This window comes from Corynebacterium nasicanis, assembly GCF_042658165.1.
Classification (GTDB): domain Bacteria; phylum Actinomycetota; class Actinomycetes; order Mycobacteriales; family Mycobacteriaceae; genus Corynebacterium; species Corynebacterium nasicanis.
On sequence record NZ_JBHSQE010000001.1, the window covers coordinates 73,345 to 88,675 of the forward strand.

Annotated in this window: 17 protein-coding genes; 10 read left to right on the top strand and 7 right to left on the bottom strand. The window is 69.6% G+C overall.

Annotated elements, in window-relative coordinates:
• Positions 1–6: 6 nt before the first annotated feature.
• Positions 7–300, bottom strand: a complete 294-nt coding sequence (locus ACFPUZ_RS00395) for a DUF4193 domain-containing protein (RefSeq protein ID WP_376998733.1) — start codon at positions 298–300, stop codon at positions 7–9.
• Between the two features lie 114 nt (positions 301–414).
• Positions 415–1,269: an inositol monophosphatase family protein gene (locus ACFPUZ_RS00400; protein WP_465251483.1), complete on the bottom strand. Its 855-nt coding sequence runs from the start codon at positions 1,267–1,269 to the stop codon at positions 415–417.
• A gap of 37 nt (positions 1,270–1,306) precedes the next feature.
• On the opposite strand from ACFPUZ_RS00400, the gene ppgK reads away from it, so the two are divergent.
• From ppgK to ACFPUZ_RS00415, 3 genes are all read left to right on the top strand, one after another.
• Complete coding sequence (gene ppgK, locus ACFPUZ_RS00405) at positions 1,307–2,059, top strand: polyphosphate--glucose phosphotransferase (RefSeq protein ID WP_376998737.1); 753 nt, start codon at positions 1,307–1,309, stop codon at positions 2,057–2,059.
• 97 nt (positions 2,060–2,156) lie between these two features.
• A complete protein-coding gene (locus ACFPUZ_RS00410) occupies positions 2,157–3,587 on the top strand; it encodes an RNA polymerase sigma factor (protein WP_376999930.1) in 1,431 nt (476 codons plus the stop codon).
• 116 nt (positions 3,588–3,703) lie between these two features.
• Positions 3,704–3,847: a hypothetical protein gene (locus ACFPUZ_RS00415; RefSeq protein ID WP_376998739.1), complete on the top strand. Its 144-nt coding sequence runs from the start codon at positions 3,704–3,706 to the stop codon at positions 3,845–3,847.
• Positions 3,848–3,902: 55 nt separating this feature from the next.
• On the opposite strand, the gene ACFPUZ_RS00420 is transcribed toward ACFPUZ_RS00415, so the two are convergent.
• From ACFPUZ_RS00420 to ACFPUZ_RS00435, 4 genes are all read right to left on the bottom strand, one after another.
• The gene (locus tag ACFPUZ_RS00420) at positions 3,903–5,147 is read right to left on the bottom strand and encodes a DUF418 domain-containing protein (protein WP_376998741.1); all 1,245 of its coding nucleotides are present in this window, start codon (positions 5,145–5,147) and stop codon (positions 3,903–3,905) included.
• Between the two features lie 4 nt (positions 5,148–5,151).
• Positions 5,152–5,631, bottom strand: coding sequence for a DUF4190 domain-containing protein (locus ACFPUZ_RS00425; protein ID WP_376998743.1), 480 nt, complete (start codon positions 5,629–5,631; stop codon positions 5,152–5,154).
• A gap of 117 nt (positions 5,632–5,748) precedes the next feature.
• On the bottom strand, positions 5,749–7,458 hold the full coding sequence (locus ACFPUZ_RS00430; RefSeq protein WP_376998745.1) for a DEAD/DEAH box helicase: 1,710 nt from the start codon (positions 7,456–7,458) through the stop codon (positions 5,749–5,751).
• Complete coding sequence (locus tag ACFPUZ_RS00435; RefSeq protein WP_085548839.1) at positions 7,455–7,694, bottom strand: DUF3039 domain-containing protein; 240 nt, start codon at positions 7,692–7,694, stop codon at positions 7,455–7,457. Before ACFPUZ_RS00435 ends, ACFPUZ_RS00430 begins: the two co-directional genes overlap by 4 nt.
• Before the next feature lie 57 nt (positions 7,695–7,751).
• On the opposite strand from ACFPUZ_RS00435, the gene ACFPUZ_RS00440 reads away from it, so the two are divergent.
• From ACFPUZ_RS00440 to galE, 6 genes are all read left to right on the top strand, one after another.
• Positions 7,752–8,228 (top strand): DUF3099 domain-containing protein, encoded by a 477-nt coding sequence (locus ACFPUZ_RS00440; RefSeq protein ID WP_376998748.1) that lies wholly within the window; start codon positions 7,752–7,754, stop codon positions 8,226–8,228.
• A complete protein-coding gene (locus ACFPUZ_RS00445) occupies positions 8,225–9,730 on the top strand; it encodes a DUF7782 domain-containing protein (RefSeq protein WP_376998750.1) in 1,506 nt (501 codons plus the stop codon). Before ACFPUZ_RS00440 ends, ACFPUZ_RS00445 begins: the two co-directional genes overlap by 4 nt.
• Positions 9,727–10,149, top strand: a complete 423-nt coding sequence (gene dtd, locus ACFPUZ_RS00450) for a D-aminoacyl-tRNA deacylase (RefSeq protein WP_376998752.1) — start codon at positions 9,727–9,729, stop codon at positions 10,147–10,149. The genes ACFPUZ_RS00445 and dtd overlap by 4 nt, the downstream gene beginning before the upstream one ends.
• 73 nt (positions 10,150–10,222) lie before the next feature.
• Positions 10,223–11,209 carry a sigma-70 family RNA polymerase sigma factor gene (locus tag ACFPUZ_RS00455; protein WP_376998754.1) on the top strand — a complete coding sequence of 329 codons (987 nt, stop codon included), beginning with the start codon at positions 10,223–10,225 and terminating at the stop codon, positions 11,207–11,209.
• Positions 11,210–11,315: 106 nt separating this feature from the next.
• Entirely contained in the window at positions 11,316–11,996 is a 681-nt protein-coding gene (locus tag ACFPUZ_RS00460) for a metal-dependent transcriptional regulator (protein WP_376999932.1), read from the top strand.
• Complete coding sequence (gene galE, locus ACFPUZ_RS00465; protein ID WP_376998756.1) at positions 11,996–12,982, top strand: UDP-glucose 4-epimerase GalE; 987 nt, start codon at positions 11,996–11,998, stop codon at positions 12,980–12,982. Before ACFPUZ_RS00460 ends, galE begins: the two co-directional genes overlap by 1 nt.
• Here the strand turns inward: galE and ACFPUZ_RS00470 are convergent.
• Entirely contained in the window at positions 12,979–14,037 is a 1,059-nt protein-coding gene (locus ACFPUZ_RS00470; protein ID WP_376998758.1) for a DUF4192 domain-containing protein, read from the bottom strand. The genes galE and ACFPUZ_RS00470 overlap by 4 nt on opposite strands.
• Positions 14,038–14,267: 230 nt before the next feature.
• Here ACFPUZ_RS00470 and ACFPUZ_RS00475 point away from each other — a divergent pair, with 230 nt between their 5' ends.
• Positions 14,268–15,266, top strand: coding sequence for a PAC2 family protein (locus ACFPUZ_RS00475; RefSeq protein ID WP_376998760.1), 999 nt, complete (start codon positions 14,268–14,270; stop codon positions 15,264–15,266).
• Positions 15,267–15,331 lie beyond the last annotated feature (65 nt).

Here is a 15,331-nt window from a genome sequence, read left to right on the forward strand (position 1 = left end):
CGCGCGTCAGGCGCAGTCCAGGCAGATCTCCGAGCCATCGTCCTGGGTGTAGGCGACGCGGTTCCGACGCTGCACCAGGAAGCACTCGGCGCAGGTGAACTCGTCGGCCTGCTTGGGCACGACGGTGACGTTGAGCTCCTCGCCGGAAAGATCGACCGCCGGCAGGTCGAAGGGCTCGACGATGTCACCGTCGTCGTCGATGCCGGGGCTCTGGCTCTCAGCGGCCTTGAGGCCCTCGAGGGAGTCGGTCTCCAGCTCGTCCTCAACGCGACGTCGCGGAGCGTCGTAATCAGTCGCCATACCTCGTACATCCTTCACGTGTTGATCGGCCGCGTGCACGGCCGATGTGCGTAGTGTCGAGGCGCATACTAAGCCACAAATGCCGCCATGTCATACTCCCAGGCCATCGGCGTGTTAGCGGCCCCGCAGCGGACGGAGCACCCCGGCGGATTCCAGCAGGTCCTGCCAGGCCCCGGCCAGGGCGCCGGCGGCGCCGGAGACGGGTTCGCCGGCGGAACCGGGCGTCGATAAGCAGGGGGTGTGCACGACCGCCCCCGCTTCCCGGGCGATGAGCGCGCCGGCGGCGAAATCCCAGCAGTGCAGGCCGTGCTCGTAGAAGGCGTCGACGGTGCCCTCGGCGACGCGGCAGAGGTCGAGGGCGGCGGCACCCATGCGGCGGATGTCGCGGACCTGCGGGAGGATCTCCGCGAGCAGCTGCGCCTGCTGCGCCCGCCACGCCGCGGAGTAGGAGAAACCGGTGGCGACCAGCGCCAACGCCGGGTCATCCACCTTGTTGCAGCGCAGCGCCCGGCGCTCCCCCTCCCGCTCGACGTGGGCCCCGTGCCCGCGCGCCGCGGAGTAGACGTGCCCGCGCGGGACGTTGATCACGCAGCCCGCGAGCACCTCCCCGTCGACGGCCGCGGCGATCGACACCGCGTACTCGGGCAGCCCGTAGAGGAAGTTGACCGTGCCGTCGATCGGGTCGACGATCCAGGACACGCCGCTTCTCGACGCCCGCTCGCTCCCCTCCTCCCCGATGAGCCCGTCCGCAGGCCGCAGGCTGGCCAGGCGGTCGGCGATGAAGTCCTCGGCGAGGGTGTCCACGATGGTCACCGGGTCCACCGCCGAGGACTTCGTGGCGGAGAATCCCCGCAGGTCACCGCCCGCCTGCGCGGCGAGTTCCGCACGCTTGTCCAGGATCTTCGCCGCCGCCTCCCCGGCGACCGCGATGGCGATGTCCCGCAGGGCCACAGGCTGGTGTTCAGTCATGGACCCCATTGTGCCCGCAGTTTGTATGCTGGGCGCCATGAGCACAATCGGCTTCGGCATCGATATCGGCGGCTCGGGCATCAAGGGAGCCCGCGTCAACCTGGAGGACGGGGAGTTCATCGGCGAGCGCCTCAAGATCAAGACGCCGCAGCCGGCGACCCCGGAGGCCGTGGCCGCCACCGCCGCGGAGATCGTGCGCCTGGCGGAATGGGAGGGCCCCGTCGGCCTCACCCTGCCCTCCGTGATCAAGGGGCAGATCGCGCGCTCGGCGGCCAACATCGACCCCTCGTGGATCGGCACCGACGTCCACGAGCTCTTCGCCCGCCACCTCGGCGACCGCGAGATCTCCGTCCTCAACGACGCGGACGCCGCCGGCATCGCCGAGGTCGCCTTCGGTGACCCGCGCGCGCGGGAGGGCTCCGCGCTCTTCCTCACCTTCGGCACCGGCATCGGCTCGGCCCTGCTGGTCAACGGCCAGCTCTTCCCCAACACCGAGCTCGGGCACATCATCATTGATTCCGTGGAAGCTGAACGCCGGGCCTCCTCCGCGGCGAAGGACCGTGACGAACTCAGCTACAAGAAGTGGGCGAAGCGCGTCACCACCGTGCTGCGCGAGTACGAGCGACTGCTCAACCCCGGAGTCTTCGTCGTGGGCGGCGGAATTTCCCGTGAGCACGAGAAATGGGTGCCGCGCCTGGAGGTGGAGGCGCCGGTCATCCCGGCCCGCCTGCGCAACAGGGCAGGCATCGTCGGCGCGGCGATGGCCGTCGCGGCGCACGTCGCACCCTGAGGTGGTTGAACCGCGCGGGAATAATTGATCTATACTGGGCGGTTGATTGCGAGGGCGGTGCACCGCACCGTCGCAGCTGTGACGGCCCCGGGGGTGGATTCCCCTTCCCCGAACGGGGCCCACACATTCAAGTAGGCAAGGCGAAAGGGCGTACGTGGCAGCCACCGATTCTTCAGGCAATGCAGCGACTGACAACGCAGACACACCTGCGGTGGAGTCAGCCGCCGACACTCCGGTGAAGAAGGCCGCCAAGAAGGTGGCCAAGAAGACGGCCCGCAAGGTAGCCAAGAAGACCGCCCGCAAGGCGGTGAAGAAGACCACCCGCAAGGTGGCGAAGAAGACCACCCGCACGGCCACCACCAAGGCCGCCGCAGACGCCGACGTCCCCGAGGAGGATCTCGAGGACGAGGTCGAGCCCGACGAGCCTGACTTCGACGAGGCCAACCTCGAAGAAGACGAGCTCGGGGCCGAGGTCGTCGAGGACGAGGACGAGGTGGAGGAAGAGGAGGAAGAGGACGCCGGTGCCTCCGTCTGGGACGAGGACGAGTCCGCCGCCCTCCGGCAGGCCCGGAAGGACGCCGAGCTCACCGCCTCCGCCGACTCGGTCCGCGCCTACCTCAAGCAGATCGGCAAGGTCGCCCTGCTCAACGCGGAGCAGGAGGTGTCGCTGGCCAAGCGGATCGAGGCCGGCCTCTACGCCACCTACCGCATGGAGCAGATGGAGGAGGCCTTCGCCGGCGGCGACAAGGACGCCAAGCTCACCCCCGCCGTCAAGCGGGACCTGCGCGCCATCGCCCGCGACGGCCGCAAGGCCAAGAACCACCTGCTGGAGGCCAACCTGCGCCTCGTCGTGTCCCTGGCCAAGCGCTACACGGGCCGCGGCATGGCCTTCCTCGACCTCATCCAGGAGGGCAACCTCGGCCTCATCCGCGCCGTGGAGAAGTTCGACTACACCAAGGGCTACAAGTTCTCCACGTACGCCACCTGGTGGATCCGGCAGGCCATCACCCGCGCCATGGCCGATCAGGCCCGCACCATCCGTATCCCGGTGCACATGGTCGAGGTGATCAACAAGCTGGGCCGTATCCAGCGCGAGCTGCTGCAGGACCTGGGCCGCGAACCCACCCCGCTGGAGCTGGCGAAGGAGATGGACATCACCGAGGAGAAGGTCCTCGAGATCCAGCAGTACGCCCGCGAGCCGATCTCCCTCGACCAGACCATCGGCGACGAGGGTGACTCCCAACTCGGTGACTTCATCGAGGATTCCGAGGCCGTCGTCGCGGTCGACGCCGTCTCCTTCACCCTCCTGCAGGATCAGCTGCAGGACGTGCTGCAGACGCTCTCCGAGCGTGAGGCCGGCGTCGTCCGCCTCCGCTTCGGGCTCACCGACGGTATGCCGCGCACCCTCGACGAAATCGGCCAGGTCTACGGCGTCACGCGCGAACGCATCCGCCAGATCGAGTCGAAGACGATGTCCAAGCTGCGCCACCCCTCCCGCTCCCAGGTGCTGCGCGACTACCTGGACTAGTCCCCCGCTTATCGACGCCCCCCGTTCCACCCGAACGGGGGGCGTCGCCGCGTCAACTGTTTCCGCGTGAATAAACTGGGTCCTGAAAGATTCCCCGTTTCCGAAAGGACCCCCTGATGTTCGAAGATCTCTCCTATTTCGCAGAACTCCCCTCCTCCTGGGTCGAGGACGAGGGCCTGGAGTTCATCGGCGCCGGCATCCTGGACATGTTCCAGCAGTTCGCCGTCTGGTTCAGCTCCGGCTCCTCCATCGGTTACTGATGCAGTTGACCCCCGCGTGCCGTTGTGCACGCGGGGGTCACCTGATTCCGGCCGCCTACTGTGGGGGCGCCACCGGGAGCGGACCCCGCTCCATTGCTTCCGGGTGGCGGGCGGGCAGCCCCGCCCGTCCGTAGCTGAGCCTGCGGTGCACCCATTCGACGGGCCCCGGCCAGTCGAGCAGATCCCAGGCATATGCCCACAGCAGGGTGAGCAGCCACACGCCGGTGGCGGCCGCCATCTGCGGGAGGATGCCCGCCTCGCGGCCCCAGCCGAGGGTGAAGGGCTGGGTGAGCAGGAGGAAGAGCACCGACTGCAGGATGTAGCCGGACATGGAGCGTCGGCCGAGGGCGACGAAGGGGCGCAACCCGGGGTGGACGGAATCCGTGGTGCCCCGGAACACCAGGGCCAGCAGCGCCAGGGCGGCCGGGCCGGTGAGCACGCCGACGCCGGTGTTGAGGATGGCGAAGGGCATCTCCCAGGAGTGCGGGAGGATGCCCAGGGCCGCCAGGCCCCAGGGCAGTCCGACGAGGAGCACGACGAGCGCGCCGACGATCACCCAGGAACGCAGGAGGGTGCGGTGGGCGGGGGCGTCGATAAGCACGCCCCGCCGGGCCCACACGAACCCGATGATGAACAGCGGCCCGAGCATGAACACGAGGATGGGGAAGCTGACCACGGATGCCAGGCCACCCAGGGCGTTGGACCCCAGGTACTGCAGGTAGTTGTCGCTGGGGAGCTGGTAGTCGCCCGGGTTGACGGAGAAGTCGGTGAAGTTGGGCACGAACATCAGCGCGATGCCGGCAACGGTGTAGAAGACGATGTTGAGGCCGAGCAGCACCCAGGCGATGATCATGAGGGTGCGGTCGCGCAGCGTGATCATCGCGATGAGCACCAGGGCCAGCAGCGAGTACTGGACGATGATGTCGCCGAAGAAGAGCAGCACGAGGTGTGCGACGCCGATGAGCGCGAGGATGCCGTAGCGTCGCCACAGGACTTTCCTGGCGCTGCCCGGCGGGAAGCCGCGCCGCCACAGGCTCAGGGTGATGAGGCCGACGCCGAATCCCAGAAGGGTGGCGAACAGCGGCAGGCCGCGCACGTGGACGAACATGGCGTGGAAGAGCACGGCCGCCTGCTCGGCGACGGTGGCCTGACCGTGGATGCCGCCGAAGTAGCTGGCGGAATCCGCGGTTTCGGGGGCGGCCCACGCCGTGGGCAGGTTGGCCAGGGCGATGCCCAGCAGCGCCAGGCCGCGCGCGAGATCAGGGGCGAGGTAGCGGGCTTGCCGCGCGGGCGCGGTCATCGCCTCAGCTTTCGATCCACTCATTGAGGGAGTTCTCGATGCAGGTCTGCTGCTGTGCCGGGTCGGTGAGCTCGAGGCAGGTGGCCATGCCGGTCTCCCGGAAGACGACGACCACGATGACCCAGAAGATCACGGACAAGACGATGGCGATGATCGAGAGCACCAGGCCGGCGACCGACATGCCGGTGCGGCGACCCGGAGCCGGGATGGAACGGCCGCGGGCCAGCGCCACGACTGCGAGGATGACGCCGATGAGGCCCACGATGAAGGCCGCACCGCTGAAGAACACGCTGATACCGGCGATCAGCGCCAGGATGCCGACGCCCAGGGCCCACGGGGCGACCTTGTTCTTCGGGGCGTCCACCGCCCAGGTGGCGCCGCCGACGGGCTCCTGGTAGCCGCCGTAACCGTCATATCCGCCGGAGCCGCCATAAGCGTCACCGGCGGGGCGCTGCGGGTCGTTGTGGTCGAAGGGGGTGCTCATCACTGAAGCCTTTCCTCATAGAGACGCGTGGTGTCTCCAGGCTAGTCCGCAGTGCGGGATGGTTTCCCACCCCAACGCCCGGAACAGGGGAAAATCAGGGTTCACCCTGAGCCCCGGCTACCACTGGCGCAGGTAGGCGATCCGGTCGCGCAGCTGCTCCTCGCTGCACAGGGCGGTGGGCGGGCCGCCGCAGGCGTTGCGGGCCTCAGTGTGGATCGCACCGTGGGGCCGCCCGGTCCGGCCGGCGGTGATGGAGACGATGGCGTTGAGCTCCTTGCGCAGCTGGGGCAGCACATCGCTGGCGACGCGCTCGGCGGCGGCCTGGTTCCCCGGAGACTGCCGGGCCTGCTCGTTGGCGGCGGCCACCTCGTCGCGGGCGTCGAGCTGCTCCTCCTGGCGCTTGCGCAGGAGGGCCTTCATCTGTTCGGCGTCGAGAAGCCCGGGGAGGCCGAGGTAGTCGGCCTCCTCCTCCGAGCCGGCGAAGGTGGCGGTGCCGTAGGTGGAGCCGTCGTAGATGAGGGAGTCGAGTTCGGCTTCGGCGCCGAGGGACTCGTAGGCCTTCTCCTCGTCCTTCTCCGTCTCCTCGCGGTTGGCCTCGGCCAGCGCCTGGTCGTCCCAGCCCTCCTGCGGCCGGTCCGGTTTGCCCAGGACGTGGTCGCGGGAGGTCTCGAGCTTCTCCGCCAGCCCCAGCAGGACGGGGACCGAGGGCAGGAAGACCGAGGCGGTCTCACCGGGCATGCGGGAACGGACGAATCGGCCGATGGCCTGGGCGAAGAACAGCGGGGTGGAGGCCGAGGTGGCGTAGACGCCCACGGCCAGGCGCGGGACGTCGACGCCCTCGGAGACCATGCGCACGGCGACCATCCATTCGTCGGTGCTGGCCGAGAAGTCGTCGATACGCGCGGAGGAACCCGGCTCATCGGAGAGGATGACGGCCACGGGCGTCGAGGACAGCTCCCCGAGGATCCGGGCGTAGGCGCGGGCCGTCGCCGTGTCGGTGGCGATGACCAGCCCGCCGGCGTCCGGCATGTTCTTGCGCAGCTGCAGCAGGCGGGTGTGCGCGGCCTGCAGGACCGCCGGAATCCAGTCGCCCTTGGGGTCGAGCGCGGTCTTCCACGCCCGCGCCGTCTGCTCGGCGTTGAGGGGCTCGCCCAGGCGGGCGGCGTACTCTTCGCCGGCGGAGGTGCGCCAGCGGGCCTCGCCGGAGTAGGCGAGGAAGACGACGGGGCGCACGACACCGTCGGCCAGCGCGTCGGCATAACCGTAGGTGTGGTCGGAGCGGGACACCAGGTGGCCCTCCCCGTCCTCCTCGTAGCGGACGAAGGGGATGGCGGAGTCGTCGGAACGGAAGGGGGTACCGGTCAGCGCGAGGCGGTGCTCGGCGTCGGCGTAGGCCTCGCGGATGCCGTCGCCCCAGCTCTTGGCGTCGCCGCCGTGGTGGATCTCGTCGAGGATGACCAGGGAGCGCTTCGCCGCGCACACCGCGTGGTGCTTGTAGGGGTGCATGGACACCTGGGCGTAGGTGACCACCACTCCGTCATAGGCAGGGTTGACGGCGGAGGCGTTGGTGAAGTGCGGGTCGAGCGCCAACCCGACGCGGGCGGCGGCCTGCGCCCACTGGATCTTGAGGTGCTCGGTGGGCACGACGACGATGATGCGGTCGACCGTGCGGGAGCCCTTGAGCTCGGTGGCCACGCGCAGCGCGAACGTGGTCTTGCCGGCCCCCGGGGTCGCGACCGCCAGGAAATCCTTCGGTTTGTGGAGCAGGAACTTCGTCAGCGCCGATCGCTGCCAGGCGCGGAGCTGCCCCTTCGCGGCCCCGCTCACTTCCGCCGCAGGCCCTTGTAGATCCGTTCGCAGTCGGGGCACACCGGCGAACCCGGCTTGGCCTGCTTGGTCACCGGGAAGGTCTCGCCGCACAGGGCGACGACCATGTTGCCGCTCACCGCGGACTCGACGATCTGGTTCTTCTTGACGTAGTGGAAGAACTTCGGGGTGCCGTCGTCGAGGTCGGTGTCTTCCCTGATGTCGGGGCGTTCGATGGTCTTCGTACTGGTCTTCACGCGAACCATCATGCCCCACATCTGACCTGTTTGGCACACAGGGCTACCCTGAGCAGTATGGATCAGGACACCGTCGACTCTGTGGGTGACCCGGAGGAGGAATCCTCCGCCCGGGCGCCGCGGCGTTTCCGGCTGCGTCGGTTGCGCCGGCGGCGGGCGGAACTGATCACCACCGCCCGGCGCTCCCCCGCCGAGAATCTGCGCCACCGCGAGCGGGTGTACACCTGGCTGCAGGCCTCGCGTCTGCCGGCGCTGCTCATCAGCGCGGGCAGTTATCTGTGGCTCGGGGAATGGCTGCTCTCGGGTCTGCTGTTCCTCATCTCCGTGCCGCTGCCGTGGATCGCCGTGGTCATCGCCAACGGTAAGGGGGAGGTCCTGGACAAGCGCTCCCGCCACACCTATAAGCCACAGGTGGCCCGCGAGTACCAGGCCGCCGTCGAGGCGCAGCGGCGCGCGCAGCTGGAGGCCGCCGCGCCGCCGGAGCTGGAGTCCGGAGAGTCCGACATCATCGATCACGAGGAGAACCACCAGTGAGCCTTGCCGCCCTCGCCCCCGAGCTGACCGCCCTGTTCGCCGACGCCGGGTTCACCGCCGACGGCATCGCCGCCCACCTCGGGCCCGACGCCACGGAGGCGCTCCACCGGGGCGAGCCCGCCGCGGTGCGCTACGCGGCCGGGGATGATTCGGTCCTGTCGCGTCTCATCCGGGTGTTCGTGCTCCGCGACGCCGTCCCCGCCACCGAGCTCGCCGATCTGCTCGGCGCCACGCTGGCCACCCGGCTTATCGACGCCCACGCCGTCACCGTCGACCGTTCCGGCACCGCCCGCCTCGTGCTGGACATCCGTCCGCACGTCATCGTCGGCGAGAACCGCTGGGTCTTCTCCGATGCGGACGCCTCCATGACGCAGCACGTACCCGGCCCGGAGCACGTCCTCGGGGTCGGGGCGGCCAGCCTCTCCCTCCTGCACTCCACGCCGGTCACCCCGGTGGACACCGTCCTCGACCTGGGCACCGGCTCCGGGGTCCAGGCGCTCGGGCAGGTGGGCACCGCCGAGCGCATCACGGCCACGGACATCCATCCCCGCGCCCTCGACCTGGCGGCCGCCACCTTCGCCGGGGCCGGGGCCTCCGTGGAGCTGCTGCAGGGCGCCTGGTTCGAGCCGGTCGCCGGGCGGCGTTTCGACCGCATCGTGGCCAACCCGCCCTTCGTCGTCGGCCTGCCCGAGGTGGGGCACGTCTACCGCGATTCGGGGCTCAACCTCGACGGGGCCTCGGAGCTGGTGGTCTCGCAGGCCCCCGCGCACCTCGCCCCGGGGGGCACCGCGCACCTGCTGGCCGCCTGGGTGCACACGCACGAGCAGTCCTGGGCCGCCCGCGTCGCCTCGTGGCTGCCCCGGCGCGGGGTGGCGGCGTGGATCATCGAACGCGACGTCGCCGACCCGGCCCATTACGTGGGCACATGGCTGCGCGACGAGTCGATCGACCTGCGCTCCCCCGCCGCCGCCGCGCGCACGGAGGCCTGGCTGCGCCACTTCGCGGACCACGGCGTCACCGGCATCGGCTTCGGTTTCGTGGCCATCCGCGACATCGGCGACGCCCCCTCCGACATCATGGCGGAGACCATGCCGCAGGCCTTCAGCGATCCCCTCGGCCCGGAGATCGAGGAGTACTTCGACCGTATCGCCTGGCTGCGGGAGCGCAGCGCCACCGAGCTTGCCGACGCCACCTACCTCGCCCGCCCCGGCCTGGCCCGGGAGGACATCGCGCAGGCCGACGCCGAGGCGGGGGTCGGCTTCTCCCCCGCCGCGCTGCGGCTCACCCGGACGGACGGCCCGCGCTGGAGCCACGACGTCGATAAGCATCTGGCGGCGATCGTCGCCGGCCTGCACCCGCACGGGCTCTCCCTGCGGGAGACCGTCGGGCTCTACGCGCTGGCCAACGACCTCGATGAGGAGGCGCTCGTCGAATCCGCGGTGCCGGCGGTCGTCGACCTCGTGCGCCACGGGCTGGTCCTGCCGGCGGAGATGATCCTGTGAGGGCGGTACTGACGCGGGTGAGTTCGGCCTCGGTCACCGTCGACGGGCAGATCGTCGGGCAGATCGGCCCCGGCCTGCTGGCGCTGGTCGGCGTCGGGCGCGACGACGCCCCCGACGCGTGGGAGACGATGGTGCGCAAGATCGCCGAACTGCGCATTCTCGACGGCGAACTCGGGGTCGCGGAGGCCGGCCAGTCCGTGCTGCTCGTCTCCCAGTTCACCCTCCACGGACGCACGGCGAAGGGGCGGCGCCCCAGCTGGTCGGATGCCGCACCGGGGGAGGTCGCGGAGCCGGTGATCCGGAAGATCGCCGCCGGGCTGCGGGCGCGGGGCATCCCCGTCGAGGAGGGGGTCTTCGGGGCGATGATGCAGGTCGCCTCCGTCAACGAGGGACCCTTCACGGTGCTGGTGGAGTGCTGAGTTTTGGGTCGGGAACAAACGCGTCGGGTCGTGCGTTGAGTCTGTAGTACCGGCGAATTTAGGAGGCGTCCCGATGACCAACCCTTCCCTGCAGGATTCTGACGTAGAGACCACCGACCGTGGAAGCCGCCGCGGCCAGACCAACGACAATCCGTCCGCCGACCTGGTCCGTGTCTATCTCAACGGCATCGGCCGCACCGCCCTGCTCAACGCGGAGGAGGAGGTGGAGCTCGCCCAGCGCATCGAGGTCGGCCTCTACGCCGCCCACCTCCTGGAGTCGGACAAGAACCTCACCCGCGCCATGAAGCGTGACCTCAAGGTGCTGGCCAAGGACGGCAACAAGGCCCGCGCCCACCTCCTCGAAGCCAACCTGCGCCTGGTGGTCTCCCTGGCCAAGCGCTACACCGGGCGCGGCATGCCGCTGCTCGACCTCATCCAGGAGGGCAACCTGGGCCTCATCCGCGCCATGGAGAAGTTCGACTACGCCAAGGGCTTCAAGTTCTCCACCTACGCCACCTGGTGGATCCGGCAGGCGATCACCCGCGGCATGGCCGACCAGTCCCGCACCATCCGCCTCCCCGTCCACCTCGTCGAGCAGGTGAACAAGCTCTCCCGCATCAAGCGCGAGATGTACCAGCACCTCGGGCGCGAGGCGACGAACGAGGAGCTCGCCGAGGAGTCGGGCATCGAGGAGTCCCGGATCGAGATGCTGCTGCGGCAGTCCCGTGACCCCGTCTCCCTCGACATGCCGGTCGGCGCCGACGAGGAGGCCCCGCTCGGTGACTTCATCGAGGACGCCGAGGCCACCGACGCCGAGTCCGCCGTCGTCGCCACCATGCGCCACGCCGACATCCGCTCCGTCCTGGGCACCCTCGAGGAGCGGGAGCAGGACGTCATCCGCCTGCGCTACGGCCTCGACGACGGGGTGCCCCGCACCCTCGACCAGATCGGCCGCCGTTTCGGTCTCTCCCGCGAGCGCGTGCGTCAGATCGAGCGCGAGGTCATGAGCAAGCTGCGGGACGGCCACCGCGCCGCCCGTCTGCGCGAGTACGCCCTCTAGATCTTTCCCCTGCTTCCGCCGCCTTCCCGACCACCGGGAGGGCGGCGCTTCGTGAGGTAGGCTTCTAGCCATTGTCGGACATGCACAGCAGAAAGGCGTTGTGGCCGTGAAGGACCTGGTCGATACCACCGAAATGTATCTGCGGACCATCTATGAGCTCGAGGAAGAGGGCATCACCCCGCTGCGTGCCCGCATCGCCGAACGCCTCGAACAGTCCGGCCCGACCGTCAGCCAGACGGTGGCGCGTATGGAGCGCGACAACCTCGTGGTCGTCCGCCCCGACCGCTCCCTCGAGATGACCCCGCAGGGCCGCGAGCTGGCCACCGCGGTCATGCGCAAGCACCGCCTCGCCGAGCGCCTGCTCACCGACATCCTCGGCCTGGACATCCACCAGGTCCACGAGGAGGCCTGCCGCTGGGAGCACGTCATGAGCGAGGCCGTCGAGGAGCGCGTCGTCGCCGTCCTCGAGGACGCCAGCCGCTCCCCCTTCGGCAACCCCATCCCCGGACTGGCGGAGCTCGGTGTGCCCGGCGCCGCCGCGGTCGACCACGGCATCCGCGCCGTCGACCTGCCCGAGGGGCAGCCCACCGAGGCCCGCATCGTCCAGATCAACGAGATCCTCCAGGTCGACCCCGAGCAGTTCGCCCTGCTTATCGACGCCGGCATCACCGTCGGATCCACCGTCACCGTCACCCACGAGGGCGGGACCGTGCGCATCTCCTCCGGTGCCGCCGAGGTGGAGATCAACCCGGATCTCGCCCACGCCGTCCGAGTGGACATCGTCTGATGAAGCTTCTGGTCACCGGCGGTGCCGGTTACATCGGTTCCGTCTGCGCGCAGGTCCTCCTCGAGGCCGGCCACGACGTCGTCATCATCGACAACTTCAGCACCGGCAACCGGGCGGCCGTCCCGGCCGGGGCCCGGCTCGTCGAGGGCGACGTGCGCGATGTCGCCGCCACGGTGCTCGGCGAGGGAGATATCGACGGGGTCATCCACTTCGCCGCCCGCTCGCTCGTGGGCGAGTCGATGGAGAAGCCGGAGGAGTACTGGCAGCACAACGTGGTCACCACGCTGTCCCTGCTCGACGCCATGCGCGCCCACGGCGTGAACAACCTGGTTTTCTCCTCCACCGCCGCCACCTATGGCGAGCCCGCGGTGGTCCCCATCACCGAGGACATGGCCACCGCGCCGACCAACCCTTACGGCGCGTCGAAGCTGGCCATCGACTACATCATCACCTCCTACGCCCGGGCCCACGGCCTCGGTGCCACGAGCCTGCGCTACTTCAACGTCGCCGGCGCATACGGGCAGATCGGGGAGAACCGGGAGATCGAGACCCACCTCATCCCACTGGTGCTGCAGGTGGCGCTCGGCCACCGGGACAAGATCTTCATGTTCGGCGACGACTGGCCCACCGCCGACGGCACCCCGGTCCGCGACTACATCCACGTCCGTGACCTGGCCGACGCCCACGTCCTGGCGCTGCAGAGCAACCGGCCGGGCACCCACCGGATCTACAACCTCGGGTCCGGTGACGGCTACTCCGTCCGGCAGGTCATCGACATGTGCCGCGAGGTCACCGGCCACCCCATCCCCGCCGAGGTGGCGCCCCGGCGCGCCGGCGACCCCGCCACCCTCATCGCCTCCTCCGCGAAGATCCAGGAGGAGCTGGGCTGGAACCCCACGCGGACCGATCTGGAAACCATCGTCACCGACGCCTGGGCCTTCACCCGTACCCTCGGCGACGCGGCCTGGTCGGCGCGGAAGCGCTAAGCGGCGCTGTCCTCCTCGACCCCGTGCCGGGCGCGGACGATCCTCGAGCCCTCCCGGACCGAGGAAACCATGAAGCTGAACTCCCCGCGCTGGGCGGGGGCGAGCAGCAGCCGGGCGAGCATGTGCGTCGGGTCCTCCTCCAGGGCGGCCAGCAGCGCGTGGCTCGTGCGCATGCTCAGGCCCAGTTCCACCATGCACAGGGCGTAGACGCACAGCGCATTGTGGCGGATGAGGCCGGTGAACGTGCGGGCCACCGCCAGCATGAGGGGTGCCCCGGCGGCCGGCACCGCGAGGATGTCCTCGATGATGAGGTCCCGTAGCTCCGCGGTGCCCAGCAGGGTCGCCATGGTCAGCAGCACCTCCTCCTCGGCGAGGATTTCGGCCAGGGGCAGGTCACGTGATTCGTCGATAAGCAGCCGGGCATCGGCGGCCAACGCCGGGTAGCGCGCCTCGGGCAGGGCCTGCGCCCGGTCGAGGGCGAAGGCGGTCAGCTGCGCGCAGTCGGTGGCCTCGTGGTGCGGGGTGCCGTGGCGCAGGTGCTCCTGCGCCTCCTCCCGGTTCAGCTCCGGCAGCTCCCCCTGTGCGAGGAGCGGCGCCATGGCCCGGGCCACGACCACCGGGGCGACGACGTCCTTCCACCACGCCGTGCCCAGGGGCGGGAGGACCTCCGGCGACTGCGAGAAGCCGAGGGTGACGGGTTCCCCGGTGAGGATCTCCGGGGTCACCCAGGCGAGGTCGAGATCGAGCATGCTCTCCTCGGTCGCCTCGTGGAGTGTCCTGATGATGTCCGCGATCTCCGCCTCCGGCCGGGTGGTGACGATGTAGCCGAACACCATGTCCGGGTGGGTGTCATCGATCGCCCGGGCCAGCTCCGGGAGGATGTCGAGTTGATCCAGGTCGATGCGCAGGACGGGGCCGAGTTCATAGCGGTGCGCGGTTTCGGCGACGGTGAAGGTGACGAAGACGAGCGAGTCATGCGGGTAGAAGCCGAGAATGCCCGGCAGGTTGGCGGCGATCTGTCCTGGAGAGGTCAACGCGGTGGTGGCTGTCGTCATGGCTCACACCCTGCCCCGGATCCCGGCGTGACGACAGCCCGAGGCCGGGGGCGCGGCCCGAAACTGTGGATAACTGGTGGTTGTCCACAGGCGGCGGGACCGCCGAGTGGCGGTTCATTCACCGATACGGCAAGATGGGGCGGCTACACTGGACGATCACCGGAATAACACCCGTGTGAGGTGTGTTGGAAGCGGATGTAAGCCTTGAGAGCCGAAGGAGGATGAAGGGTATGCAGGACAATGAGCGCCGCATGTACGAGCTCGAATACCCGGCCCCGGAGGTGGGGGCCGGGACACCGGAGGGACCGACGCTCATCGTCGCCCTGCAGGGCTATGCCGATGCCGGCCACGCCGTCGAGGCGAGCGCCGACCATCTGCTCGCCGCGCTGGACTCCCGTCCGGTCGCGTCATTCAACAATGACGAGCTGATCGACTACCGTTCCCGCCGCCCCGCCGTGACCATGGACAACCACCAGATCACCGGCATGGAGGACCTGGACCTGGGGATGCGCGTGCTGCGTGACACCGCGGGCCGTTCCTTCCTGCTGCTGTCCGGTCCGGAGCCGGATCTGCGGTGGGAGGCCTTCACGGAGGCGGTCGCCGACCTGGTGGAGAAGTTCGGGGTGGAGCAGACCATCTGCCTCTACGCCGCCCCCATGGCCGTGCCGCACACGCGCCCGCTCGTCGTCTCCGCCCACAGCAACACCCCGCAGCTGATCAACTCGATGTTCACCTACGACGCCAAGGTGGTGCTGCCGGGTTCCGCGTCCATGATGATCGAGCGCGCGCTGCACAAGCGCGGGCTCAACGTCGCCGGTTTCACGGCGCATGTGCCGCACTACCTGGCGGCCTCGCCCTATCCGGCGGCCACCCACGAGCTGCTCGACGCCGTGGCCCGCGCCGCCGACCTGCATCTGCCGCTGCGCGCCCTCGAGCACGACATGGTGCGGGTGACCCAGCAGCTCTCGGAGCAGGTCGAGGACAGCCACGAGATCCAGCAGGTCGTCGCGCACCTGGAGCGGCAGTACGACGAGGAGTTGGAGCGCTACCGCGCCTCCAACCCCAAGGCGATGCTCCCCGGGGAGTACGAGATGCCCTCCGGCGATGAGATCGGTGAGGAGTTCGAACGCTTCCTCGCCGCCCTCAATGACACCGAGGAGGACAACCGCACCGAGGAGGTCGGTGGTCCGCTGGAGCTCCCGCAGGAGGATCCGGACGACGACGAGTAAGTCACCCACCAGTGCCCTGCCGCCCCACCCGAGGGGTCGGCCGGGCGCTGTCGTCATGCGGGGGT